The organism is Mesorhizobium sp. M0292 (assembly GCF_040321695.1).
Taxonomy (GTDB): Bacteria; Pseudomonadota; Alphaproteobacteria; order Rhizobiales; family Rhizobiaceae; genus Mesorhizobium.
This window is the reverse complement of sequence record NZ_JAMYSB010000002.1, coordinates 69,718-90,840: the sequence shown is the minus strand read 5'-3', so window position 1 is coordinate 90,840 and position 21,123 is coordinate 69,718. Positions and strand designations below refer to the sequence as shown.

22 protein-coding genes are annotated in these 21,123 nt (G+C 64.1%); 8 read left to right on the top strand and 14 right to left on the bottom strand.

Annotation, left to right across the window (positions count from 1 at the left end; all coding sequences use genetic code 11):
* Window positions 1-11: 11 nt before the first annotated feature.
* The 12 genes from flgH to NKI96_RS03200 all read right to left on the bottom strand — a co-directional run bounded on the left by flgH (window position 12) and on the right by NKI96_RS03200 (window position 9,912).
* Window positions 12-716 (bottom strand): flagellar basal body L-ring protein FlgH, encoded by a 705-nt coding sequence (gene flgH / locus NKI96_RS03255; RefSeq protein ID WP_023673654.1) that lies wholly within the window; start codon window positions 714-716, stop codon window positions 12-14.
* A complete protein-coding gene (locus NKI96_RS03250) occupies window positions 713-1,294 on the bottom strand; it encodes a MotE family protein (protein WP_027049841.1) in 582 nt (193 codons plus the stop codon). Before NKI96_RS03250 ends, flgH begins: the two co-directional genes overlap by 4 nt.
* A gap of 3 nt (window positions 1,295-1,297) precedes the next feature.
* Window positions 1,298-2,539, bottom strand: a complete 1,242-nt coding sequence (locus NKI96_RS03245) for a flagellar basal body P-ring protein FlgI (protein WP_023683306.1) — start codon at window positions 2,537-2,539, stop codon at window positions 1,298-1,300.
* On the bottom strand, window positions 2,536-3,063 hold the full coding sequence (flgA, locus tag NKI96_RS03240) for a flagellar basal body P-ring formation chaperone FlgA (RefSeq protein WP_352666950.1): 528 nt from the start codon (window positions 3,061-3,063) through the stop codon (window positions 2,536-2,538). Before flgA ends, NKI96_RS03245 begins: the two co-directional genes overlap by 4 nt.
* A 6-nt stretch (window positions 3,064-3,069) precedes the next feature.
* Window positions 3,070-3,858, bottom strand: coding sequence for a flagellar basal-body rod protein FlgG (gene flgG, locus NKI96_RS03235; protein ID WP_023686343.1), 789 nt, complete (start codon window positions 3,856-3,858; stop codon window positions 3,070-3,072).
* Window positions 3,859-3,869: 11 nt separating this feature from the next.
* Window positions 3,870-4,205, bottom strand: a complete 336-nt coding sequence (gene fliE / locus NKI96_RS03230) for a flagellar hook-basal body complex protein FliE (protein WP_023673649.1) — start codon at window positions 4,203-4,205, stop codon at window positions 3,870-3,872.
* Entirely contained in the window at window positions 4,205-4,621 is a 417-nt protein-coding gene (gene flgC, locus NKI96_RS03225; RefSeq protein ID WP_023686341.1) for a flagellar basal body rod protein FlgC, read from the bottom strand. Before flgC ends, fliE begins: the two co-directional genes overlap by 1 nt.
* Before the next feature lie 2 nt (window positions 4,622-4,623).
* The gene (flgB, locus tag NKI96_RS03220; RefSeq protein ID WP_023691724.1) at window positions 4,624-5,004 is read right to left on the bottom strand and encodes a flagellar basal body rod protein FlgB; all 381 of its coding nucleotides are present in this window, start codon (window positions 5,002-5,004) and stop codon (window positions 4,624-4,626) included.
* A gap of 84 nt (window positions 5,005-5,088) precedes the next feature.
* The gene (locus NKI96_RS03215; RefSeq protein ID WP_352802911.1) at window positions 5,089-5,955 is read right to left on the bottom strand and encodes a hypothetical protein; all 867 of its coding nucleotides are present in this window, start codon (window positions 5,953-5,955) and stop codon (window positions 5,089-5,091) included.
* Entirely contained in the window at window positions 5,942-7,363 is a 1,422-nt protein-coding gene (gene fliI / locus NKI96_RS03210; protein WP_352802908.1) for a flagellar protein export ATPase FliI, read from the bottom strand. The genes NKI96_RS03215 and fliI overlap by 14 nt, the downstream gene beginning before the upstream one ends.
* Window positions 7,364-7,367: 4 nt before the next feature.
* Window positions 7,368-8,093, bottom strand: coding sequence for a flagellar basal-body rod protein FlgF (gene flgF / locus NKI96_RS03205; protein WP_023683481.1), 726 nt, complete (start codon window positions 8,091-8,093; stop codon window positions 7,368-7,370).
* Between the two features lie 7 nt (window positions 8,094-8,100).
* Window positions 8,101-9,912 carry a DUF1217 domain-containing protein gene (locus NKI96_RS03200; RefSeq protein WP_352802905.1) on the bottom strand — a complete coding sequence of 604 codons (1,812 nt, stop codon included), beginning with the start codon at window positions 9,910-9,912 and terminating at the stop codon, window positions 8,101-8,103.
* Window positions 9,913-10,056: 144 nt separating this feature from the next.
* Between NKI96_RS03200 and motA the strand changes: the two genes are divergently transcribed.
* Genes motA through NKI96_RS03170 form a run of 6 tightly spaced genes read left to right on the top strand, consistent with a single transcriptional unit; the run spans window position 10,057 to window position 14,908 of the window.
* Complete coding sequence (motA, locus tag NKI96_RS03195) at window positions 10,057-10,932, top strand: flagellar motor stator protein MotA (RefSeq protein ID WP_023671751.1); 876 nt, start codon at window positions 10,057-10,059, stop codon at window positions 10,930-10,932.
* 35 nt (window positions 10,933-10,967) lie between these two features.
* Window positions 10,968-11,900, top strand: a complete 933-nt coding sequence (locus tag NKI96_RS03190; protein ID WP_023703971.1) for a FliM/FliN family flagellar motor switch protein — start codon at window positions 10,968-10,970, stop codon at window positions 11,898-11,900.
* Between the two features lie 33 nt (window positions 11,901-11,933).
* Window positions 11,934-12,323, top strand: coding sequence for a flagellar motor switch protein FliN (gene fliN, locus NKI96_RS03185; RefSeq protein ID WP_023683477.1), 390 nt, complete (start codon window positions 11,934-11,936; stop codon window positions 12,321-12,323).
* Between the two features lie 38 nt (window positions 12,324-12,361).
* Window positions 12,362-13,378, top strand: a complete 1,017-nt coding sequence (locus NKI96_RS03180) for a flagellar motor switch protein FliG (protein WP_352802902.1) — start codon at window positions 12,362-12,364, stop codon at window positions 13,376-13,378.
* 13 nt (window positions 13,379-13,391) lie between these two features.
* Window positions 13,392-14,474 (top strand): flagellar biosynthesis protein FlhB, encoded by a 1,083-nt coding sequence (gene flhB, locus NKI96_RS03175; RefSeq protein WP_352802899.1) that lies wholly within the window; start codon window positions 13,392-13,394, stop codon window positions 14,472-14,474.
* On the top strand, window positions 14,471-14,908 hold the full coding sequence (locus NKI96_RS03170; protein ID WP_023671756.1) for a BspJ family T4SS effector nucleomodulin: 438 nt from the start codon (window positions 14,471-14,473) through the stop codon (window positions 14,906-14,908). The genes flhB and NKI96_RS03170 overlap by 4 nt, the downstream gene beginning before the upstream one ends.
* Window positions 14,909-14,945: 37 nt before the next feature.
* Here the strand turns inward: NKI96_RS03170 and NKI96_RS03165 are convergent, their stop codons facing one another.
* Complete coding sequence (locus tag NKI96_RS03165; RefSeq protein ID WP_023686334.1) at window positions 14,946-15,716, bottom strand: helix-turn-helix transcriptional regulator; 771 nt, start codon at window positions 15,714-15,716, stop codon at window positions 14,946-14,948.
* Window positions 15,713-16,423, bottom strand: coding sequence for a helix-turn-helix transcriptional regulator (locus NKI96_RS03160; RefSeq protein ID WP_023683473.1), 711 nt, complete (start codon window positions 16,421-16,423; stop codon window positions 15,713-15,715). The genes NKI96_RS03165 and NKI96_RS03160 overlap by 4 nt, the downstream gene beginning before the upstream one ends.
* A 507-nt stretch (window positions 16,424-16,930) precedes the next feature.
* Between NKI96_RS03160 and NKI96_RS03155 the strand changes: the two genes are divergently transcribed.
* Window positions 16,931-19,837, top strand: a complete 2,907-nt coding sequence (locus NKI96_RS03155; RefSeq protein ID WP_352594697.1) for a M16 family metallopeptidase — start codon at window positions 16,931-16,933, stop codon at window positions 19,835-19,837.
* Window positions 19,838-19,898: 61 nt separating this feature from the next.
* Window positions 19,899-21,092 (top strand): TMEM43 family protein, encoded by a 1,194-nt coding sequence (locus NKI96_RS03150; protein ID WP_023814588.1) that lies wholly within the window; start codon window positions 19,899-19,901, stop codon window positions 21,090-21,092.
* Window positions 21,093-21,123 lie beyond the last annotated feature (31 nt).

Here is a 21,123-nt window from a genome sequence, read left to right as displayed (position 1 = left end):
GTTCTCCAGTCCTAAAAGGGGAGGACTTGGTCGAGGATCTGCTGACCGTAAGCGGGCTGCTGGATTTCGCTGACGCGGCCGCGGCCGCCATAGGAGATGCGCGCCTCGGCGATGCGTTCATAAGAGATGGTGTTTTCAGCGCCGATATCGGATGGACGCACCATGCCGGCGATGGTCAGCACCCTGAGCTCGTAATTGACGCGCACCTCCTGTGAGCCCCGGATCATCAGATTGCCGTTGGGCAGGACTTCGGTGACGACGGCGGCGACGTTGAGCTCGAGGTTCTCCGAGCGCTTGATTTCGCCGTCCGCATTGGTTTCGGTGGTGGAGCTCAGCCCCGCGTCGCCCTTGCCGCTGGTGGTGGCACCTTCCCATCCGAGGTTGACGTCATAGCCGAGCTTGCGCCCGGCGGTGCGGCTGCGGTCGTTCTGGTTCTTGAAGTTGGCCTTGTCGTTGAGCTTGATCCTGACGGTGAGGATGTCGCCGTCGCGCAGCGCGCGCGGGTCGGTGAACAACCGGCTCTGGCGATCATCCCACAGCGAGAATTTCTTCACCGGCGCGGGTGGCGTTTCGGGATAGGAGTAGGGCGCATTGACGCTGCCGGTAATGCCGGTGCCAACCGGCGACAGCGCCGGCTCCCTGCCGATCTCCCTGGGGTCGGAGGCGCAGCCGGCAAGTGAAGCGGTGGCGACCAGGGCGAGTATATGCGACTTCATGACGGGTCTACCCTTCGCGCCGCGCTGGCCATAATGCCGGTGAGCGTGGCTGCCGCCTTCTGGTCCATTTCGTTGAGAATGACGCCGGCCTTGCGCGAATCGAGTTTCATCAGGATGGCGGCGGCGAGATCGGCGTTGACCATGGCCAGGCGCTCGGCCGCGGCATCCGGTTTCATGCCGGCATAGATCTTGACGACGCCATCCTCGGCGCGGGCCAGGAAGACTTCACGCCGCTTCAGCCATTGCTCGTATTCGGCGCGCTTGTCGTCCAGCGCCTTCATGCGGAGGTCGATGCCGGCCTGCAGCTGCTTCAGTTCTTCGGCCTGCAGCGCGTAACGGCGGTCGCGGGCGGCGTCGGCGATGTTGGAGCAGAAGCGCTGGATCTCGCTTTCATCGGGCACCTTCTCGCGGACCAGCTGCTGCACTGCCGCCGGCTGTTGCCCGCCAGGCAGAACCTGCCGCACCGCTTCTTCCGCGCGGACAGTGCCGCCGGCAAGGACGGTGGCGGCGATGACGCAAGCTGCCAAGGCTGCGCTGCGTCGGTGCTGCTTTTGGGAAAAGAAATCGATCATCGGCATGGCCTATTGGAGAACCAGATCGGCCTGCAAAGCGCCGGCCGACTTGATGCCTTGCAAAATGGCAATGATGCCGTCCGGCTTGACGCCGAGACGGTTGAGGCCCGACACCAGCGTTTCGAGGTTCGGTCCGTCGAGCACATTGACGCGGGCGTCAGGCCGCGTGGCGTCGATGGTGGTGAAGGGTTCCTCCGCTGTCACGCCCTTGGAGAACGGTTCCGGCTGGACGATCTTCGGCTGTTCGGTGATGCGCACGGTGAGCGTGCCGTGGCTGATCGCCACCCGCGAGATCTTGACCTCGTTGCCGATGACGATGGTGCCGGTGCGTTCGTCGATGACGACGCGTGCCGGCGTGTCGGTCTCGACCACCAAATTCTCGATCTCGGCGTAGAAGCGCGCCGCCGAAACATTCTTCGGCCGCCTGATCTGCACGGTACGTGCATCGCGCTCCGCCGCCACGCGCATGCCGAAGCGTTGCGAGGTGTAGCCGTTGATGGCGTCGGCGATGCGAACGGCAGTGGAGAAATCGGGGTTGCGCAATTGCAAGGTGAGCAGCGCCTGGTCCTCGAATTCGGCGCGCACAGTGCGCTCGACGATGGCGCCGTTGGGCACGCGGCCGGCCGTCGGCACGCCCTGCGTCAGCTTTTCGGCATCGCCCTGGGCAGTGAAGCCGGAAACGATGACCGAGCCTTGCCCGACAGCATAGATTTCGCCATCGGCCGCCTTCAGTGGCGTCATTATCAGCGTGCCGCCGGCAAGCGATGTGGCGTCGCCCATCGAGGAGACGTCGATGTCGATGCGGGCGCCCGACTGCACGTAAGGCGGCATGTTGGCGGTGACGATGACGGCGGCGACGTTCTTGGCCCGCGCGCTGCCGCCTTCGGTGGCGATGCCGAGATTTTCGAGCATGGCGCGGATCGACTGTTCGGTGAAGGGCGAATTGCGCAGGCTGTCGCCCGATCCGGCGAGGCCGATGACGAGGCCGTAGCCGACGAGCTGGTTGTCGCGCGAAGCCTGCAGCTGCGCAATGTCCTTGATGCGCGATGCGACCTGGCCGGGTGGCAGAGAGCTTGGGCCGTTGGAGACCCTGAACATGCGGTTGGTGGTGGCCGGATCATATTCGGGATCGACAAAGGCGCCGCCATTCTGGCCGGCAAGATCGCGCTTTTGCTTCGGCGTAAGACCGTCGGCCAGCGCCGGCTGCAGGCCGACAACGGTCGCGAGCAGAAGGGCAGCTCCGCGTCTCATGACGCGCTGACCCGGACGGTGCCGTCCGCCATCACCGTGCCGGAAAAGATCTTGCCGCTGTCTGTGTTGCGGACCTTGATCAAATCGCCGGCGGCACCCGGCTGCAGCGACACCGCCGTAGCCGAAATGGTGAGGTCGTCGGCGATGAAATAGACCTGCACGGCGGCGCCCTGTTCGACCAGCCAGGCGTCGCGGATGGCGGCGGCCGGGATGTAGCGGCCGGGCAGCAGCGTGCGCTTGGCGACCTTGCCCTGGAGTTCCATGGCCTGCGTGGCGACCGCATCCGGCCTGTGCTTTCCGGGGAGCAGCGTCACCGGTTTCAGCACGCCGGTGTCGATCATCTCGCCGGGATAAATGACCCGGTTGGGGATCAGAACGATCTCGCCGGTTGCCTGACTGCTCGCGACGTGGGTGCTGGTCTGCTGGTCTGCGCTCTCCTGGGCAAACGCCGGCACACCGCCGGCTACCAGCGCGAGCATCAGCGCGGTGCGGCAAAGCGCGGAGCGGGAGGCCGGAGAGAGCATCAAACCTTACCTGATGTTCTTGGACACGACGGAGGCCATGTCGTCGGCGGCCTGGATGACCTTGGAGTTCATCTCATAGGCGCGCTGCGCCGAGATCAGCTCGGTGATTTCCTTGACAGGATCGACGTTGGAGGCCTCGAGATAACCCTGCTCGACCGAGGCGAAGCCGGGATCGCCGGGCACGCCGACATTGGCCGGGCCCGAGGCCGGCGTTTCCTGGAACAGATTATCGCCGAGCGGCGCCAGGCCGGCTTCATTGGCGAAGTTGGCGAGTTGCAGCTGGCCGAGCAGCTGGAGGTCGGTCTGGCCGTCGATGCGGGCAAAGACCTGGCCGGTCTTGTTGACCACGACTTCGATGGCATCGGTCGGCACGGTGATGGCCGGGATGACATTGGCGCCGTCGACGGTCACCAGCTGGCCGGTGGCGTTGGTGTTGAAGGCGCCGGCGCGGCTGTAGAGTGTGCCGCCGTCGGCGCCCTCGATCTGGAACCAGCCTCGGCCGGTCAGCGCCATGTCGAAACTGTTGCCGGTCGAGGTCAGTTCGCCCTGGGTATGGACGTTGCGCACCGCCGTCGTCTTGACGCCAAGGCCAATCGACACGCCTTCCGGCACCAGCGATGAATTGGAGCGGTTGGGCACGCCCTGCGTGCGGTCGACCTGGTAGAGCAGGTCGGAGAATTCGGCGCGCGCGCGCTTGTAGCCGGTGGTGTTGATGTTGGCGATGTTGTTGGCGATGACTTCCAGATTGGTCTGCTGGGCATTCATGCCGGTCGCTGCGATGGCGAGTGCTTTCACGGCAAGTCTCCTCAGATGCCCATACGGCTGATTTCGAGATAGGCGGAGACGACCTTGTCGCGGATGGCGATCGTGGTCTGCAGGGCCTGCTGGGCGCTCATGACGGCGTCGACGACCTGGCGGGTGTCGGCGTCGCCCCTCAGCGCCTGGATCGACACCTGCTCGGCATTCTGCAAGGTGTTGACGGTCTTTGAAGCAGCCTGGCTCAGCGCTTCGGCGAAGGTGGTGCCGATTTCGCTGCCGGCCATCGGCGCCCTGGTGCCCTGGAACAGGTCGGTCGTGGTATCGGCGCCGCCGATCTCCGGCTTGAGGGGAAGCGATCCGATACCGCCAATGCCGCTGATCATTACTGGTTCCTCATCAGGTCGATGGTCATGGAGATCAGATCACGCGCCTGCTTGATGACCTGAAGGTTGGCTTCGTAGGAGCGGTTGGCTTCGCTCATGTCGGCCATCTCGACCAGCACGTTGACATTGGGCATCTTGACGTAGCCCTTGTCGTCGGCGGCCTCGTTGCCGGGCTGGAATTCGACGGGAAAGTCGCTGGGGTCGCGGTCGATGGAGTTGACCTCAACTGTCGTGCCACCCGAGGCACGGTCGAGTTCCGAGACGAAACTGATGGTCTTGCGGCGATAGGGGTCAGCGCCCGGGGTGTTGCCGGTCGACTGCGCGTTGGCGAGATTTTCCGAAACGACGCGCAAACGGTCAGACTGGGCGCTGAGGCCGGACGCGGCGATCTTGAGGGCTGAGGTCAAGGCGTCCATTGTCAGCTCTTCACCGCCATCATCATCATCGAATGGAAGGCCTTGACGATCGCGGTGTTGAGCTCGAAGGAGCGGCGGACCTCGCCGGCCTTCATCAGTTCGTTCTCGACCACCACCGTGTTCTTCGAGGGCATGATGGCGCCGGTCGTCTCTTCTGGCTTGACCGTGAAGCCGGCATTAGTGGCGGCAGTGCCGAGGTGGCCTGCCTGGGTGGCGGTCAGCGACACTGCCGTGCGGTCGAGCACCTTCTCGAACGGCTCGACATCGCCGGCGGTGTAGCCGGGCGTGTTGACGTTGGCGATGTTGCCGGCAATTGCGGACTGCCGCACCGACAGCCATTGCGACTGCTTGGCGGCGAGATCGAAAAGGTTGATGGGCTCCATGGGGATCTCCAGGCTGGTACGTACAAGACTAGGCTGCCAGTCTTGCGCGGACCTTGCGCGGGCCAGGCGTAAGCCGGTGTGCCGCTATTTGGAGAGTTCGATCACCTGGTCGGTGCTGGTGACCATGACCCACTTGCCGCCGCGTTGCTCGATCGACGAGACGACGCTGGAGTCAGGCAGCTTCGAGCCGCGCTGGACAATCCACAGGCCGGCATCGTCCTCGATCATGGCGCGGCCATTGGCGACATGAACCATGCGAAATTTGGGATCCGCCGGGAAGGGCTGCTCGTCGACGCCGGGAGGCTGGGTCTTGTCCTCGGGGTCCTGCAGCGTGCCGGTGGCGAACAGGTCGACATCGGGAACATCGTTTGCCGTCAGCGGCTGACCGCTGTTTTCCATCTGCGAACCGCCGCTGACCCGCCCTGCATTGGTGCCGCTGCCGCCGAACTTGATCGCCTGCACGCCGAACTGGTCCTGATTGAAGAAGATATACCAGGGAAACAGCGCGCAGATCAGGCCAAGCGTGATGCCGAGCGCGGCAAAGACGATATCGCTGCGGCGGTCGGATTTCTTGTCGAGCCTGGGATATTGCGGCCTTGGCGGCTGCGGCCATTCGGTGACCGGGAACAGCCCGTCGAGAAGCGAGTCACGACTGGTCTCGATCGCTTCTTTGGGGCCGGCGCGAGGGGTCCTTGGCAATTCAGGCTTGACGACGCTGGGCAAGGCAGGCTCGGCCAAGCGAGGCACAGTGGACTCGGCTACGCTGGCTACCCTGGGCAAGAATGGCCTGGCGGCCCTGGCCAGAATGGCCTCAGCCTTGGCGGCCTTGTCGAGATCGGCCTTTGCCCTGACAGCTCTCGCTTCGTTGGCCCGGGCTTCCTCGGCGGCACTGGCCTCTGCGATCATCTCGCGCAAAAGCCGCTCGGTGTACTGAAGCTCAGTCTCCTGCATCGACACTTTGCTTGCCTTTCAGATGACGGGCGAGGTCGGAGAATGCGTCGCTCGAGGCGCGATCCCTGGGCGACTGCGTCAGCGCCTCGTAGATCAGCGGCACCTGGCGCACGGCAATATCGAGCTCGGCATCGGCGCCGCCCTGATAGGCACCGAGCAGGCGGATGTCGCGGGTGTCCTCGAAGCGCGAGATCATCGATTTCAGCCTGGTCACCAGCATGCGTTGCTCGGGGCTCCATGCCTTGTCGGCGAGGCGCGAGATCGACGACAGCGGATTGACCGGGGGGTAGCGGCCCTGTTCGGCAATGGCGCGGTCGAGCACGACATGGCCGTCGAGGATGCCGCGTACCGAATCGGCGACCGGGTCGTTGTGGTCGTCGCCGTCGACCAGCACCGAGATGATGGCAGTGATTGATCCCTGTCCTTTGATACCGGGGCCTTCAGCGCCCGGGCCAGCGCGTTCGAGCAGCTTGGGCAGATCGGTGAAAACCGAAGCGGGATAGCCGCGGGCGACCGGCGGCTCGCCGGTGCCGGTCGCTACCTCGCGCAGCGCATGGGCAAAGCGGGTAATTGAATCCAGCACCAGCAGCACGCGATGGCCCAGGTCGCGAAAATGTTCGGCAACGCGCATGGCGGTATCCGGCGCGCGCCGGCGCATCATGGCGCTCTCGTCGCTGGTAGCGACGACGGCGACCGTCTTGGCCATGCTCTCTGCGCCGATCGTGTCTTCGAGGAATTCGCGTACCTCGCGGCCGCGCTCGCCGATCAGCGCCACGACCACGGTGTCGAAGGCGTCGGCGCCGGCCAGCATAGCGAGCAGCGTCGACTTGCCGACGCCGGAACCGGCAAAGACGCCGAGGCGCTGGCCGAGGCAGAGCGGCGTGAAGATGTCGATGACCTTGACCCCGGTCGTGAAGGCGGTGCCGACGCGCTGCCGCGCCATGGCGCCGGGCGTTGTGCCGTCGCCGCTCGCAGCCTCGCCGATCCTGATCAGCGGCGGACCGCCGTCGATGACGCGGGTCAGCGCGTCGATGGCGCGCCCGCGCCACGAAGCATGCGGCGTTACCGTCAGCGGGCCGCGGCGAAACACGGCGTCGCCGATGCCGGCGTCGGCGCTGCGTTCGAAAGGGGCGATGACGACTTCGTCGCGGCCGATCCTGACGATCTCGCCGCGGCGCGTGCCGGCATTGCCGCGCTGTTCGACGAGGTCGCCAAGCCTGGCGACTTCAGACAGGCCGCGCACCTTGTAATGCGTTGGCGAAACCTCCGAAACACGGCCGCCGCGCCGCAGCAACGTCTCGGTGTCATCGAAGCGGCGCCAGATCCGCTCCAGCGCAGCCAGCCGGTTTTCCGGTGCTGTCTCCGGTTGCCGTTCAAGCGCGCGTATCGATGATTTGCTGCTCGACATGCTGCTACGACTTGGAGCCGAGCGTCTTGATGGCGTCGTCGGTCGAGGCATCGGTCTGGCGCATCAGCGCCGCCGTGTTCTCGAAGGCGCGCTGGACCATGATCAGGCGCGTCATCTCCAGCACCGGATTGACGTTGGATTCCTCGACATAGCCCTGCGCGACGCCGAGATCGGAACGGTCGGTGACCGGCTCGGGCGCACGCGCGGGCACGATGCCAGAATTGCCGTAGCGGACGAAGTTCGGACCGGGGTCGAAATTGAACAGGCCGATGGCGCCGACAAGCTTGTCGCCCTGGCGCAGCGAGCCGTCGGCGCCCGCCTTGGGCGGACCGTCGCGCGGGTCGAGCTGGATCGGCGCGCCGCCGGCATCCAGCACCGGATGGCCCTCGAGCGACATGAGTTCGCCGTTCTCGTTGATCGAAAACCGTCCGTCGCGCGTCATCACGATGCCGGCCGGAGTGTCGATGCCGAACCAGGCATCGCCCTGGACGGCGAAGTCGAACGGGTTGCCGGTCTGCGTCATCGCGCCATGGGCGCCGGACAAATAGGTCTTGCCGGAGGACGCGAAGGACACGGACTTGGGACCTGTGCCGGAGACGACATCCTCGAACTTCACGCCGGTGGCGCGAAAGCCGATGGTCGAGGCGTTGGCGACATTATCGGCGATGGTGTCGAGACGGCGCTCAAGCGCGATCTGCGAGGAAAGGGCGACGTAAAGGCTGTCCTGCATGGTGTTCTCAGAATCTCAGTTTCTGCATGGCCATCATCAGATCGGTCGAGATGCCGACGGTGGTCGGCTGCGCAAACAGCACACCGATCGATGTCTGGGCGGTCGAGGTCGGATGATTGATTTCCCAAAGGCTGGTGAAGCGGGTGAGGAATTTCTCGAGCTTGGCCGGGTCGGTGAAATCGGTGAGGTCGAGCTTTGCCTCGAAGGCCTGCGCCTGCTTGTCGATATCTGCGGCAGCGAAGGAATCGGGCAGGCCGATGGCGGTGCGTACCACGCTGGCCAGGGCCGTGTCGGCCAGCACGTCGTACCAGTTGGTGATGGTCGAGGCCTTGCGCTCGAAATAGAGCGCCAACCGCACGCCCTCATTGGTCTTGCCGGCGTCTTCTTCCAGGGTCTGGCGCATGTATTTGTCGACCACCGGCTGCTGCGACGGGCTGCGGGTCGTTGCCGCTTCGCCGTAGGCCTCGAAATTCAACGAGGTGGCGAGCCTGGCATAGGCCTTGTTGGAGAGCTTGTTGGCGACACTGGCGGGATCGCGGACACCGCCCTCAAGGACATCACGGACGAGATCCTTGTTGGTGGTCGCCGGATCGAGCCCGCTTGCGGACAGAGCATAGTTATAAAGGCGGCTGTCGGCCATCAGGTCGTCGACCGATTTCACCTTGGTGATGTTGGTGAGGTAGTAGCTGGTCTCGGCCTGGACGGCGTCCGCATTCGGCTTGATGAGGCCAAGACTGGACTCGGTCGTGTAGAGCTTCGGCGTGGTCTTCAGCACCGCGTCGCGCGTGGTCGTCTGATCGCCATACTGGGCAAAATCAAAGGCGCTGACGAAGTTGGCGTAGCTCTTGTCGGTCAACAGGTTGGCGGGACTCAACGGATCGGTGACGCCGCCATTGACCATGGTGCGGATCTGCTTCGTCGTCTGGGTCGATGCATCAAGCCCATAGGCAGCCATGGCGACGGTCAGCAGGCGCTTGTCCTTCAGCAGGTCTTCGATGGACTTCACCTTGGAGATGTTGGCTGCGTAGTAGTCGGCCTCGCCCTTGATGTATTGCGCGGTCGGCTTGACGAGCAGCAGCCCGGTCCCGCCGATCACAGCTTTTGGGACCGCCTGCTGGACGGCGTCGCGCGCCGTTGCCTGGTCGCCATATTGGGCAAAGTCGAAAGCCGCGACGAAAGCCGCATAGCCCTTGTTTGTCGACGTGTTTGCGGGGCTGTTCGGGTCGGTGACGCCGCCTTCCAGCATGGCCCGCACGGTCGCAGCCGGCTCGGCGTCGGCGTCGAGGCCGAAGGCGGCCATCGCATAGGTGAGCAGGCGATCGTTGCCCATCAGGTCGTCGATCGATTTTACGTTGGAGATGTTGCTCAGGTAGTACGAGGTTTCGCCCTTGTAGTAGGTGAAGCCGTTCTGCGAAGGGCCGACCGAGACCTGGAGGCCGTAATTGTTGGTCACGCCCTGCTGCGCCGAATTGTAGCTCGTGGCATTAGGGCCCAGGGCGGCGAAATTGAAGGCCGACACGAACTCGGCATAACGCTTGTCGCTCAGTTTGTTGGCGAAGCTGTCGGAATCCGACACCCCTTCCTTCAGGGCTTTGACCATGAAGGCCTTGGCGTAGGCCATGTCGCCGAGACCGAAAGCTTTCATGGCATATTTGAACAGCCGGTCGTTCTTGACGAAATCGTCGATCGATTTCACGCTGCCGATGTTGGCGAGATAATAGTCGGTGTCGCGCTTGGTGATCGGCTCCGCCTCGATGCGGTCGATCGCCTTGGGGATGTCCCTGGCGATGAGCTGGTAGCTGGTAAAAGTGCTCAACACGACATGCCTCCGGTCGCAGCTTCAAAAGCAAGACTATGCGGACTTGCTTGCGCGAGGCTGAATCGCCTCACTTCGCTTGATTCAAGCCTCACACAAGGCACGGGGGCTATCGGTTAGGCCTGACGTGATGCGGAAGGATCTGGCGTGGGCATTCTGATCGGACTTGTGGTGACGCTCGGCTGTGTTCTCGGCGGCTTCATGGCCATGGGCGGCCATCTGCATGTGCTGATGCAGCCTTGGGAAGCGGTGGTCATCTGTGGCGCCGCACTCGGCACCTTTCTCGTCGCCAACCCGATGAAGACGGTCAAGGACACCGGCAGGGGTATCCTCGAAGCGTTCAAGCAGGCGGTGCCGAAAGAGCGCGACTATCTGGAGACGCTGGGCGTGCTGCACAGCCTGATGCGCGAACTGCGCTCGAAGTCGCGCAGCGAGGTCGAGGCGCATATCGACAATCCGGAGGAGTCGGCAATCTTCCAGGCGTTCCCGACCGTGCTCAAGAACCACGACCTGACGAATTTCATCTGCGACTATTGCCGCATCATCATCATCGGCAATGCCCGCTCGCATGAGATCGAGGCGCTGATGGACGAGGAAATCCAGACCATCAAGTCCGACAAGATGAAGGCCTACCACGCGCTGGTGGCAGTGGGTGACGGTCTGCCTGCGCTCGGCATCGTCGCCGCCGTGCTCGGCGTGGTCAAGGCGATGGGCGCGCTAGACCAGTCGCCCGAAATCCTCGGCGGCCTGATCGGCGCCGCCCTTGTCGGAACCTTCCTCGGCATCTTCCTGTCCTATGCGGTGGTCGGGCCGGTCGCCACCAAGATCAAGACGGTGCGCGAGAAGAAGAACCGCCTCTATATCATCGTCAAGCAGACGCTGCTTGCCTACATGAACGGCGCTCTGCCGCAGGTGGCGATCGAGTTCGGCCGCAAGACCATCTCGTCCTATGAGCGGCCGACGATCGATGCCGTCGAGCAAAGCACGATGAACACAGCTTCCGCCGAGAAGAAAGCGGCTTGAGCCATGCATGACGACAGACAGGACCGCACGCCGTCATGACAAGTCCTGGCAGCCCCTCGCAAGCCCGCTCGCTGATCATCGAGCGTCTGGTCGGTGACAGCGGTGAGGCCGCTCACGTCATCGGCACCGGGCGCTCGATGGGGGAGCGCGCACTGCCGCTGCTGCAGAAGAGCCTGGCCGGCGAGCTCGGTGCACCGGTCACCGTCGACCTGCGCACGGTCGAGATCAGCCGTGTTCCCGATGCCCGCACGAATGCCGGCGATGCCTTTGCCATGGCCATCATAGCATCGCCGACGTCTTCGGATGCGATGACGCTGGTGGCTGATGCGCCGGCCATCGCCGTGATGGTGTGCGCGCTGTTCGGCGGCGATCCGGATCAGCCGGTTTCGCCGATCGAGCGCGCTCTGTCGCAGATCGAGACCGATGTCGCGACCACGGTCTTCCAGGAAGTTGCGCAGGCGTTGAACGGATCGGGCCGGCGCTCGCTCGAGCTGCGGCTGCCGGTGCCGCGGGCGCTTTCGGGCAGCGAAGCCAAGCGCCGCGTGCTGCGCGATGGCGCGGCGGTGCGCATCGTCTTCGGCATCTCGACGCCGACCGACAGCGGAACGGTCACGGTGATGATCCCGCAGCGCATCCTGCTGGCCACACGCGGTATCGCCGATGTCCACGACAGCGAAGGCACGACCTCCGACTGGCGGGCACGTTTTTCCGAAGAAGTGATGCGCTCGACGGTGACGCTCGAAGCGACCATGCCGCTGGCCCGCCTGACGCTCGGCGACCTCGCCGGCTTCGAGCCGGGCCAGATCATCGAGCTCGAGGAGACGGCGCAGTCCCAAGCCAAGCTGAGCGCGCGCGACAAGACGCTGTTTGTCTGCGAGTTCGGTAAACTCGGGCAGAACTACACCGTCCGGATCAGGCATCCTTACGATGCCGGTCAGGATTTTATCGATGGGCTCATGCCGGGCTGACGCCGGGCAAGCCCAAGCATTTGGAGACGACTGATGGCCAAGACCAAGGTGGAAGCCAATATCGACCAGCCGGACGAACAGCTCGACCGCGCCATCGAGGAATTGCGCGGTGTCCTCCAGGAGGAGGAAAAGCGCCCCGACGCCGCCTTGCGGGCTGCCACGTCCGGCGCCAATTCCAACATCATCATGAGCATCCCGGTCGATGTGCAGATCATCCTCGGCAGTACGGAAATGCCGGTGTCGGACCTGATGGCGCTGCAGAAGGGCTCGACGGTGGCGCTTAACCGGCGCATCGGCGAACCGGTCGATGTCGTGGTCAACGGCCGCAAGATCGCCCGCGGCGAGATCACCGTGCTGGAAAGCGATCCGTCGCGCTTCGGCATCAGGCTGACCGAAATTATCGCGGCGACCAAGGGCGCTTGAGCAATGAATGACATGCGGTCTCAGCAGGAGCGGATGCCATGACGACGCCGGTGACGCTCACGCGCCCGCAAAAGGCCGCCGCCATCCTGGTGGCGATGGGCAAACCTTCGGCCAGCCGGCTGCTGAAATTCTTCAAGCAGGAAGAACTGAAGGCACTGATCGAAGGGGCGCGGCTGCTGCGCACCATTCCGCAAAGCGATCTTGAACGCATCGTCGCCGAATTCGAGGCCGAGTTCACCGAAGGTGCGGGCCTGCTCGATTCCGCCGACCGGATGGACACGATCCTCAATGAATCGCTGTCGCCCGAAGAGATGAGCGCCATCATGGGCGACAAGCGCTTCGAGGTTGCGCCGGAAGGGCCACCGCCGATCTGGCCGGAGCTGGAAAAGCTCGAACCGACGCGTCTGGGCACATTCCTTGCCGCCGAGCATCCCCAGACCGCGGCCATGGTGCTGTCGAAGCTTGCGCCGCAAGCCGCCGCCAACATTTTGCTGACCATGGAAAAGCCGATGCGCAGCGAGATCATCAAGCGCATGGTGACGATGGCGACCATTCCGGACGCGGCCACCAGGATCATCGAGAACCAGCTGCGCGCCAGCGTGCTGGCGCAGACAGCGACCAAGGACATCTCGGCGGGACAGGCGCGCGTCGCCAGTATGCTCAACGAGATGGACAAGCCTCAGTTGGAAGAGGTCATGCAGGATCTGGAAGAGGCCGGCACGCCGGACCTCGGCGGTGTCCGCTCCAGGTTGTTTGCCTTCGACGATCTGCCGCTTTTGACGCAGAAGGCGCGGGTGCTTCTGTTCGACGGGCTGTCGACCGAACTGATTACGCTGTCGCTGCGCGGTGCACCACCCGCATTGACGGAATCGGCGCTCTCGGCGATCGGCGCACGGTCGCGGCGCATGATCGAGTCCGAGCTCGGACAGGGCTCGGAAGGCATTCAGCTTGCCGACATCATGACGGCGCGCAAGAACATCGCGGTGGCGACAATCCGGCTTTCGCGCGAGGGGGCTTTCGAACTGCCCTCATCGCAGCAGAGCGAAGCGGCTTAACGCCGAGCGCTGAATGGCTGAAGCGGCGGACAAAGACTCCAAAACCGAAGACGCGACCGAAAAGAAGATCCGCGACACCGTCGAACAGGGCAAGCTGCCCCATTCCAGGGAGGCCGCACTTCTGGCGTCCTTCATCGCTATACTGGTGTTCACCGTCTTCTACGCCAAGGACGCGGTCGTCAATCTCGGCATGTTCTTGTCGATGTTCCTGGAGAAGCCCGAGGCGTGGCCGATGGACACCGAAACCGACGTCATCGCGCTCTACAAGACCGTGATGATGGAAATAGGCAACGCCGTCGTCAGCCTGCTTGTGCTGCTGGTGGTGGCCGGCATCGGCGCCTCGGTGCTGCAGAACATGCCGCAAGTCGTCGGCGAGCGGATCCGGCCGCAACTGTCGCGCATCTCGATAGCCAAAGGCTGGACCAGGATGTTCGGCATTCAGGGCTGGGTCGAGTTCCTGAAGTCGCTGGGCAAGCTCGGCTTCGCCAGCATCGTGCTCTACTTCACGCTATCGCAGGACTACCGCCAGCTCCTGGCCGGCATGATCACCAACCCCGTCGCTTTCGGCCTCGTCATCAAAAGCATCACCGTCGACATATTGGTGGCGATCGTCTTCGTCATGGGGCTGATCGCGGCGGTCGACGTCGTCTGGTCGCGCTTCCACTGGAAGCAGGATCTGCGGATGACCAAGCAGGAGGTCAAGGACGAGTTCAAGCAGTCCGAGGGCGACCCGATCATCAAGTCGCGGCTGCGCTCGCTGGCGCGCGACCGGGCGCGCAAGCGGATGATGACGGCGGTGCCGCGCGCGACGCTGATCATCGCCAATCCGACGCACTTTTCCATCGCGCTCAGATATGTTCGCGACGAGGATTCAGCGCCCCTGGTGCTGGCCAAGGGCCAGGACCTTGTGGCGCTCAAGATTCGCGAGATTGCCAAGGAGCACAACATCCCGATCTTCGAGGACGTGGCGCTCGCCCGCTCCATGTACAAGCAAGTTTCGGTTGATAGCGTGATCCCGTCGCAATTCTACCAGGCCGTCGCCGAACTGGTGCGGATCGTCTACTCCAAAAAGGCTGAGCGGAGACAAATTTCATGAACCGCCAACCGCACGCAAAATCCCGCGAACTCATCGTCGCCAAGGCCATCGAGCAGGTGGTCGACGAGTTGCGGCTGATCGATGTCGCCGACTACATCGCCTTCATCCGGCTTGAGCATTTCGCTTGCCTGTCGGATCTGGTGGATTCGGCGGTGGAGCTTTTTTTCCTGCCGGGCACGCTCAGGCTCGGCCATGGCGGCGAGGCACATGTCGACTGGAGCGGCAGCCCGCGCATCGTGCTCGATCTCGAGCTTCGGCCGCCGGGCGTCACCGTCTATTTCCAGCTGACGCTGAGCGAGGAGAGGTCTTCGGTCGCGGTCAACTATGTGTCGTTCGAAAAGCCCGGCGAGGACCCCGAGCACAACACCGCCTTGCTGGAGACGGTGATCGAAGAGGCGCGCATTCGCCGGACCGAGCCGCTCGCCTATCGCTGATCTTTTGTCTTATCCCAATCGCCGGACGCAACTCGGATCACTCGATCAGCCCCAGGCGCAGCGCCTTGGCCACCGCCTGGTTGCGGTTGACCGCGTTGAGCTTCTGCGTCGACTGGGTGAGATACTGGTTGGCGGTGTGGACCGACAGCTTCAGCAGCCTGGCGATCTCTTCGCTGGTGTTGCCGTTGGCGGTCAGCTTCAGGCACTCCAGTTCACGCTTGGAGATCGACCGCATCCGGCCGGCATCGTTCGGACGAATGCGGGCGACGGCGGCGAACAGCGAAAAACAGCGGGCGTGGATTTCGTAGAGCGTGTCCTCCGGCAGAGCGATCGTCGAGCCGAGGAACACCACCAGCCCGCAATGGCCGCGATCGGCATGGACGGGAAAGGCAATGCCGTTGGTGCCCGGCGCCAGCGGCGCCGTCCGCTCCGCCCAGGCGAGGTTCTGGAAGACGGCGTCCGAGCCGGCGATGCCGTCATCGGCCCACCAGCGCGGCGCTGTCGAGGCGCCGCTGTGGCGCACCATCTCCTCGCCATTGGCGCCGGCGATGAACTTGGTTGTCACCGCAGTGGCTGGATAGTCGGAATCGAAGCTCGGCACCAGGCGCGCCCGTTCCGGCGAGGGGCTGACGAAATAGAGGCCAAACGCCGACGCGTTGATGTCGACGGCGATCCAGCGGCAGCGGCGCACCGCGTCCGGGATGGTAACGGCATGGTGCGTCTCGGAACCGATGGAGAAGGCGCCGAACGGATTGCGCTGCTCGTTGAAAAGGGCTTCGGCCGCCGCCTTGATGTCAGCGTGTTTCAAATGATGCCGCTCCTGATCGCCGTGGCGATGGCCATCGCGCGGTTCGAGGCCGCGAATTTCTGGATGGCGTGGGTGATGTAGCTGTTGACGGTGTTGGACGAGACCCCGAGGATCACTGCGACCTCATCGGTGGTTTTGCCTTCAGACACCCAGAACAGGCATTCGCGCTCGCGGTCGGACAGCGGGTCCTGCATGGCGACGGCGGCGATCAATTGCGGGATGGCGGACAGCGCGTAACAGCACTTCAACTGAGCCTTCATCAGCGCCGGCTGGTCGATACTGCCGGCCTCGGCCGCCGAGAAAAGCGCAAACAGCCGCTGGCGGCCGACATTGAGCCGCAACGAATAGACTTCGGCATGTCCAAGCACGTCGAGCAGGCGCGCCTCTTCGCCTGTGAGCAGTCCGCCGGCGTCGGGTGCCGCGGCGGCGACCAGGGGCCTCGGGCGGATGCCAGGTGCAACGGTCAGCGGTCCCTGGGCAAGGCCGGCGATCAGCCGCTTGCCGATCAGTTCAATGGCGTCGAAGATCCAGTTGGATGAGACGATGCGGGCGTCGTTGCGGTCCTGGTCGTGGACGATGGCGACGAGCATGTAGCTGTCGGCGCCGATCTCGGCGGCAAGCTGCATGAAAAAGGAGGTGAGATCGCCGCGCGATTCAAGGCGCGAGCCTAACGTATCGGATTGGAGAAGCGCGGCGGAACTGCTCATTGGATGCTTTGGTTGTATGTCATGGCCGGAGTCTTTTCTTGAGCCCGGACGCTGGGGTTAGCAGCGGCCGAACTTGAAGACGCATCACGTTTACGAAGCACTCACACGGCGCGGCGGTCGCGCTGATCGCCGAATCCATTCAGGGAACGCGAAGCCGTCCGCGTCTGGTGCCGGTCATTGGCCGGAACTTAAGACTTTGGGTGGTCGCCGCGCCCCCCAAGGACCGGCTGATTCGGGTCTAATCTACCCGCAGATGAATCCGACATCAAACGCGATTTGACAAAATCAATATTATTGGACTCAAGCGACTCAGGGGCGGCTTCCGCGGCCTTTTCCGCCGCAAAAGGCCTGAAACGCCGACACGAAAAAGCCAGAGGGTGTTGCGATACTGCCGTATCGAGGGCCGATCGATTCCGATAGGGTCTCGGCAGCCGGCAGGGGTGGGCATCCCTTCGGTCATACGGCGGATTTGGCGGCGCTTGCTCGCGGCCATCAGCATCGGGGGTCATGATGAAGCAGGTTTTCCTGGCGTTCACGGTGGTGCTTGCGGTTCTTGCCGGCATGGAAGCGCCCGCCAAGGCTGAGCCGACCGTTACCTATGCGCTCTACAACGGGCTGCAGGTGGTGCTGGTGCCCGACCATCGCGTGCCGAAGGTGGTGATGAACCTGCGCTACCGCGTCGGGTCGATGAATGAACCCGCGGGACGCTCGGGCTTTGCGCATCTGTTCGAACATCTGATGTTTTCCGGCACGCCGGCCTGGCCGAACGTGTTCGGCGCGCACGCCGCGCTCGGCAACGAGATCAATGCCTGGACCACCGAAGACGGCACCGTTTATTACGTCGACGGGCTGTCGTCGTCACTGCCGATGATCCTGTCGCTGGAGGCCGACCGCATGGCCAATCTCGGCCGCTCGGTGACTCAGGCCAAGCTCGATCTGCAGCGCTCGGTGGTCAAGAACGAGATGCGCCAGAACGTGCTCGACAAGGCCGGCGCATCCGGCTGGGAAGCTTTCTGGTCCGGGCTGTTCCCGAAGCCGCATCCCTATAGCCGCATGGTCATCGGCTCGGTCGCCGATCTTGATGCGGCGACGCTCGACGATGTCAGAGGTTTCTTCAACAGCTACTATCTGCCCAACAATGCGGTGCTGGTGCTGGTCGGCGACTTGGAGATCGACGACACCAAGGCGCTGATTGCCGACACGTTCGGCCGCGTGGCGCGCGGCGCCGATGTGGCGCGGCCCGCCGTGCCGGAACCGACGCAGGCCCGGCTCAAGCTGGTGCTCGAGGATCGTGTGCCAAGCCCCATCGTCGTGGTCGGCTTCAGTGGCCCGGTGGCGCAGTCGCCCGACAATGGTGCGCTCAGCATTGCCGCCGAACTGCTCGGCAACGGCGAATATGGGTTTTTGCGCAACCGGCTGGTTTCGCAGTTGGGCATTGCCACCTATGCCAGCGCGAGCTGGACCGGCGGTCTGCTCGGTGGCCGCTTTACCTTCGAGGCGGGTGCCGCCGAAGGTGTGGCGCCGGAAGCGCTGGAAAGCGCGATGAAAACGGCGTTTGCGGATTTCCTGAAGACCCCGCTCGATCCGGTCGATGTCGAGCGTGCGCGCACCGGCATCTTGCAGGCAGCGCGGCTCGACAGCGAAGCACTGAAGGATCGCGCCGGCGTCGTCTCCTACAATGCCGACGTGCTCGGCGATGCGCAGAGCGCGCTGGTCGACGACCCGCGGGTGAAGGACGCCAGCGTGGCGGGCGTCGAGGCAACGATGAAGCGGCTGTTGAAACCGGAAGACGCCAGCATACTGGTGCTGAAGCCCGGCCCGCGCGGCGGCTATCCCGATGCACTGATCGGGTCGTCCGGCACACCGCAGCCGTTCACCGCGCCGGAGCGACCGGCGATCGACATTCCGAAGCATGCGGCCGGGCAAGCGCCTTCGGCAACACTGCCCGCCATGGAAACGGCGACGCTCTCGAATGGCATCAAACTCGTCCACTACACAATGCCGGAAGCGCCGATGGTGTATGTCGCGGCCAGTGCCGCCGGCGGCTGGAACAGCGTGCCGGAAGGCAAGGAGGGATTGCTGGAGCTTGCAGCAAGCATGGCGACACGCGGGGCCGCCGATCGCGGCTCGGCTGATTTCGCCAAGGTGGCCAGCGACATCGGCGCCGGCGTCGGCCACCAGGCCGGAACGCTGACCACGATGATGACGCTTGGCGTGCCGCCGGAAAAGCTCGACCAGGGTATTGGCCTGCTCGCCGACGCGGTGCTGAAGCCTCGTTTCGACAAGACCGAATGGACGGTGCTGATGGCGCAGACAGTCGATTGGCTGAACGGCCGCGAGGCGGATCTGCCCGGCGTTGCCGGCCGCGTGGCAAAGGCGACGCTGATCCCGCAGGTGCCGGGCAAGGCAGCGGTGGACTGGTCGGCAAAGGCGCTGGCCTCGATCTCGCTCGACGGGGCGAGGGACGCGTTCAAGGCGGAGTTCACGCCGAAGGCGGTGACCTTCTACAGCGTCGGCCCGATGCCGGTCGCGACCGTCACCGCCAGCCTTGAAAAAGCATTCGGCGCGTGGACAAGCGACACCGCCGGCTATGCCGTCGAGCCGTCGCCGGCGGCGCATTTCAACGGGGGACAGAAAGTGCTGCTGGTGCCCGAACCCGGCGCCAGCCAGTCGGCGCTGTTCGTGGCGCGGCCGGCGCCCGGCACCGACGAGAGCGAGCGCGCTGAATCGACCGCGGTCTCCAACCTGCTTGGCGCCGATTTCTCCAGCCGGCTGAATTCGGTGATCCGCGAGGAGAAGGGCTACTCCTATGGCGTGTCGAGCTATCTGATGAGCCCGATGAAGGCCGGCTCGGGATTGGTCGTGGCAACCACCGTCGAGCGCGCCAACACCGGGCCGGCGATTACCGAAATCCTGAAAGGATTTGCCGGCCTGACCACCTTGCCGGTGGCGCAGGACGAAGTCGACCGCACGGTGACTGTCTATCGCCGGGCGCTGGCTGGATCGGCCGAGACGTCGGCTGGTCTGTTCTCCTCGCTGATTGGCGCGGTCGGCAGCGGATCGACGCTGGAGGACCAGCAAACCCGCATGGCGGCGCGCACAAAGCTGACGCTCGATGCGGTTCAGAAACAGGCGCTGGCCCTGGCGTCGCTCGATCCGTCGCTGATCGTGGTGGCGGGCGACCCCGATGTGGTGATGCCGCAGCTTGCCGCGATCGGCCTCAAGGACGTCGAGATCGTCAAGCGTGACGAGGCTGGTGAAGAGACGGCGATGCGGGCGCTCGATCTTCTCGGGGGCAATCGCCAGGCGCCGCTGTCGGCCTCGCCGTGGCGGGTTGGCGATGGCGGCACGACACGGGCGGTGCATTCCTGTACAGGCGATAGGGACTGCGGCGCGCAGATCCACGCCGACTGATCGATACGAGGCGGCCGCCGGCCGCGTTTAAATCTTGGGCAACTTTGTTTCGGGGGAAACGATGAGCGATTCATTTCGGGAAGTCACATCCGTCTCGTGGTTCGGGCGGATCAAGCGCGCGGTCGGCGGGGTCATCTTCGGCCTTATCCTGATCGTGCTGATGGTGATCGGGCTGTTCTGGAACGAAGGCCGCGCCGTGCAGACGGCGCGCTCGCTGGCCGAAGGTTCTGGAGCGGTGGTTTCGGTCGGCGCCGACAGCGTCGATACCGCCAATGACGGCAAGCTGGTTCATGTCAGCGGACTGGTGACGGCGGACAGCGGCCTGGCGGATCCGGATTTCGGCATCGCCACGCAAGGGCTGCGGCTGTCGCGCAGTGTCGAGATGTATCAGTGGAAGGAAGAGTCCAAGTCGGAGACGACCAAGAAGCTCGGCGGTGGCGAAGAGACGGTGACCACCTACAGCTATTCCAAGGTGTGGGACGACAGCCAGATCGACTCGTCGGACTTCAAGAAGCCGGACGGCCACCAGAATCCGCCCATGGAAATCCACGGCCGGACCTTCCAGATTCCTGAGGGCAAGCTTGTCGCCTTCGATCTCGATACGCCAGTGCTGGACCGTATCGAGGGTGACAAGGACTATTCGCTCTCAGCCGACCAGTCGGCGGCGATAAAGGCTGCCTATACCGGAACGAAACCGCTCAGCATCGTCGATGGCAAGATTTTTCTCGGCAATGACAACACGACGCCCGCTTTGGGTGACTATCGAATCGGCTACGAACTGGCGCCGCTGGGCGTGATCAGTATCATCGCGCGCCAGGCCGGCAGCCGCTTCGAGCCCTACCAGACGCAAGCCGGCGATGCGCTGCTGATGGTCGATACCGGCAACGTCCCGGCCGAAAAGATGTTCGCCGACGCGGTCAGCGCCAACACGCTGATCACCTGGCTGCTGCGCGGCGCCGGCTTGCTGTTGCTGACCATAGGCTTTGCGCTGTTCCTCAGCCCGATCGGGGTGATCCTCGACGTCATACCCTTCCTCGGCAGCATGGCGCGGATGGGCACCGGCATCATCGCCTTCGTCCTGGCGATCCTGGTCGGCACGGTGACGATTGCGATTGCCTGGTTCTGGTACCGGCCGTTGCTGGCGGTGGCCATCCTGGCGGCAGGCGTGATTGCGGCGGTGATTGTCTACCGCATCGGCCGGTTGCGAAGGCCAGCCGTTCCGGTGGTTGCACCCAACCCGGCTGCGGCCGCCTAGATGGTCGGGGCGGCCGGAGCCGCCCCATATC

What these genes read in the sequence shown, in the direction of transcription:
- flgB (WP_023691724.1), bottom strand. Translation starts at nt 5,004, where the DNA reads ATGGAGCCCATCAACCTTTTCGATCTCGCCGCCAAGCAGTCGCAATGG.
- flhB (WP_352802899.1), top strand. Translation starts at nt 13,392, where the DNA reads ATGGCTGAAGCGGCGGACAAAGACTCCAAAACCGAAGACGCGACCGAA.
- flgF (WP_023683481.1), bottom strand. Translation starts at nt 8,093, where the DNA reads ATGCAGGACAGCCTTTACGTCGCCCTTTCCTCGCAGATCGCGCTTGAG.
- fliE (WP_023673649.1), bottom strand. Translation starts at nt 4,205, where the DNA reads ATGATCAGCGGCATTGGCGGTATCGGATCGCTTCCCCTCAAGCCGGAG.
- fliN (WP_023683477.1), top strand. Translation starts at nt 11,934, where the DNA reads ATGGCCAAGACCAAGGTGGAAGCCAATATCGACCAGCCGGACGAACAG.
- NKI96_RS03155 (WP_352594697.1), top strand. Translation starts at nt 16,931, where the DNA reads ATGATGAAGCAGGTTTTCCTGGCGTTCACGGTGGTGCTTGCGGTTCTT.
- flgA (WP_352666950.1), bottom strand. Translation starts at nt 3,063, where the DNA reads ATGCTCTCTCCGGCCTCCCGCTCCGCGCTTTGCCGCACCGCGCTGATG.
- NKI96_RS03190 (WP_023703971.1), top strand. Translation starts at nt 10,968, where the DNA reads ATGACAAGTCCTGGCAGCCCCTCGCAAGCCCGCTCGCTGATCATCGAG.
- fliI (WP_352802908.1), bottom strand. Translation starts at nt 7,363, where the DNA reads ATGTCGAGCAGCAAATCATCGATACGCGCGCTTGAACGGCAACCGGAG.
- flgH (WP_023673654.1), bottom strand. Translation starts at nt 716, where the DNA reads ATGAAGTCGCATATACTCGCCCTGGTCGCCACCGCTTCACTTGCCGGC.
- NKI96_RS03170 (WP_023671756.1), top strand. Translation starts at nt 14,471, where the DNA reads ATGAACCGCCAACCGCACGCAAAATCCCGCGAACTCATCGTCGCCAAG.
- NKI96_RS03150 (WP_023814588.1), top strand. Translation starts at nt 19,899, where the DNA reads ATGAGCGATTCATTTCGGGAAGTCACATCCGTCTCGTGGTTCGGGCGG.
- NKI96_RS03215 (WP_352802911.1), bottom strand. Translation starts at nt 5,955, where the DNA reads ATGCAGGAGACTGAGCTTCAGTACACCGAGCGGCTTTTGCGCGAGATG.
- NKI96_RS03180 (WP_352802902.1), top strand. Translation starts at nt 12,362, where the DNA reads ATGACGACGCCGGTGACGCTCACGCGCCCGCAAAAGGCCGCCGCCATC.
- flgC (WP_023686341.1), bottom strand. Translation starts at nt 4,621, where the DNA reads ATGGACGCCTTGACCTCAGCCCTCAAGATCGCCGCGTCCGGCCTCAGC.
- NKI96_RS03250 (WP_027049841.1), bottom strand. Translation starts at nt 1,294, where the DNA reads ATGCCGATGATCGATTTCTTTTCCCAAAAGCAGCACCGACGCAGCGCA.
- NKI96_RS03245 (WP_023683306.1), bottom strand. Translation starts at nt 2,539, where the DNA reads ATGAGACGCGGAGCTGCCCTTCTGCTCGCGACCGTTGTCGGCCTGCAG.
- NKI96_RS03160 (WP_023683473.1), bottom strand. Translation starts at nt 16,423, where the DNA reads ATGAGCAGTTCCGCCGCGCTTCTCCAATCCGATACGTTAGGCTCGCGC.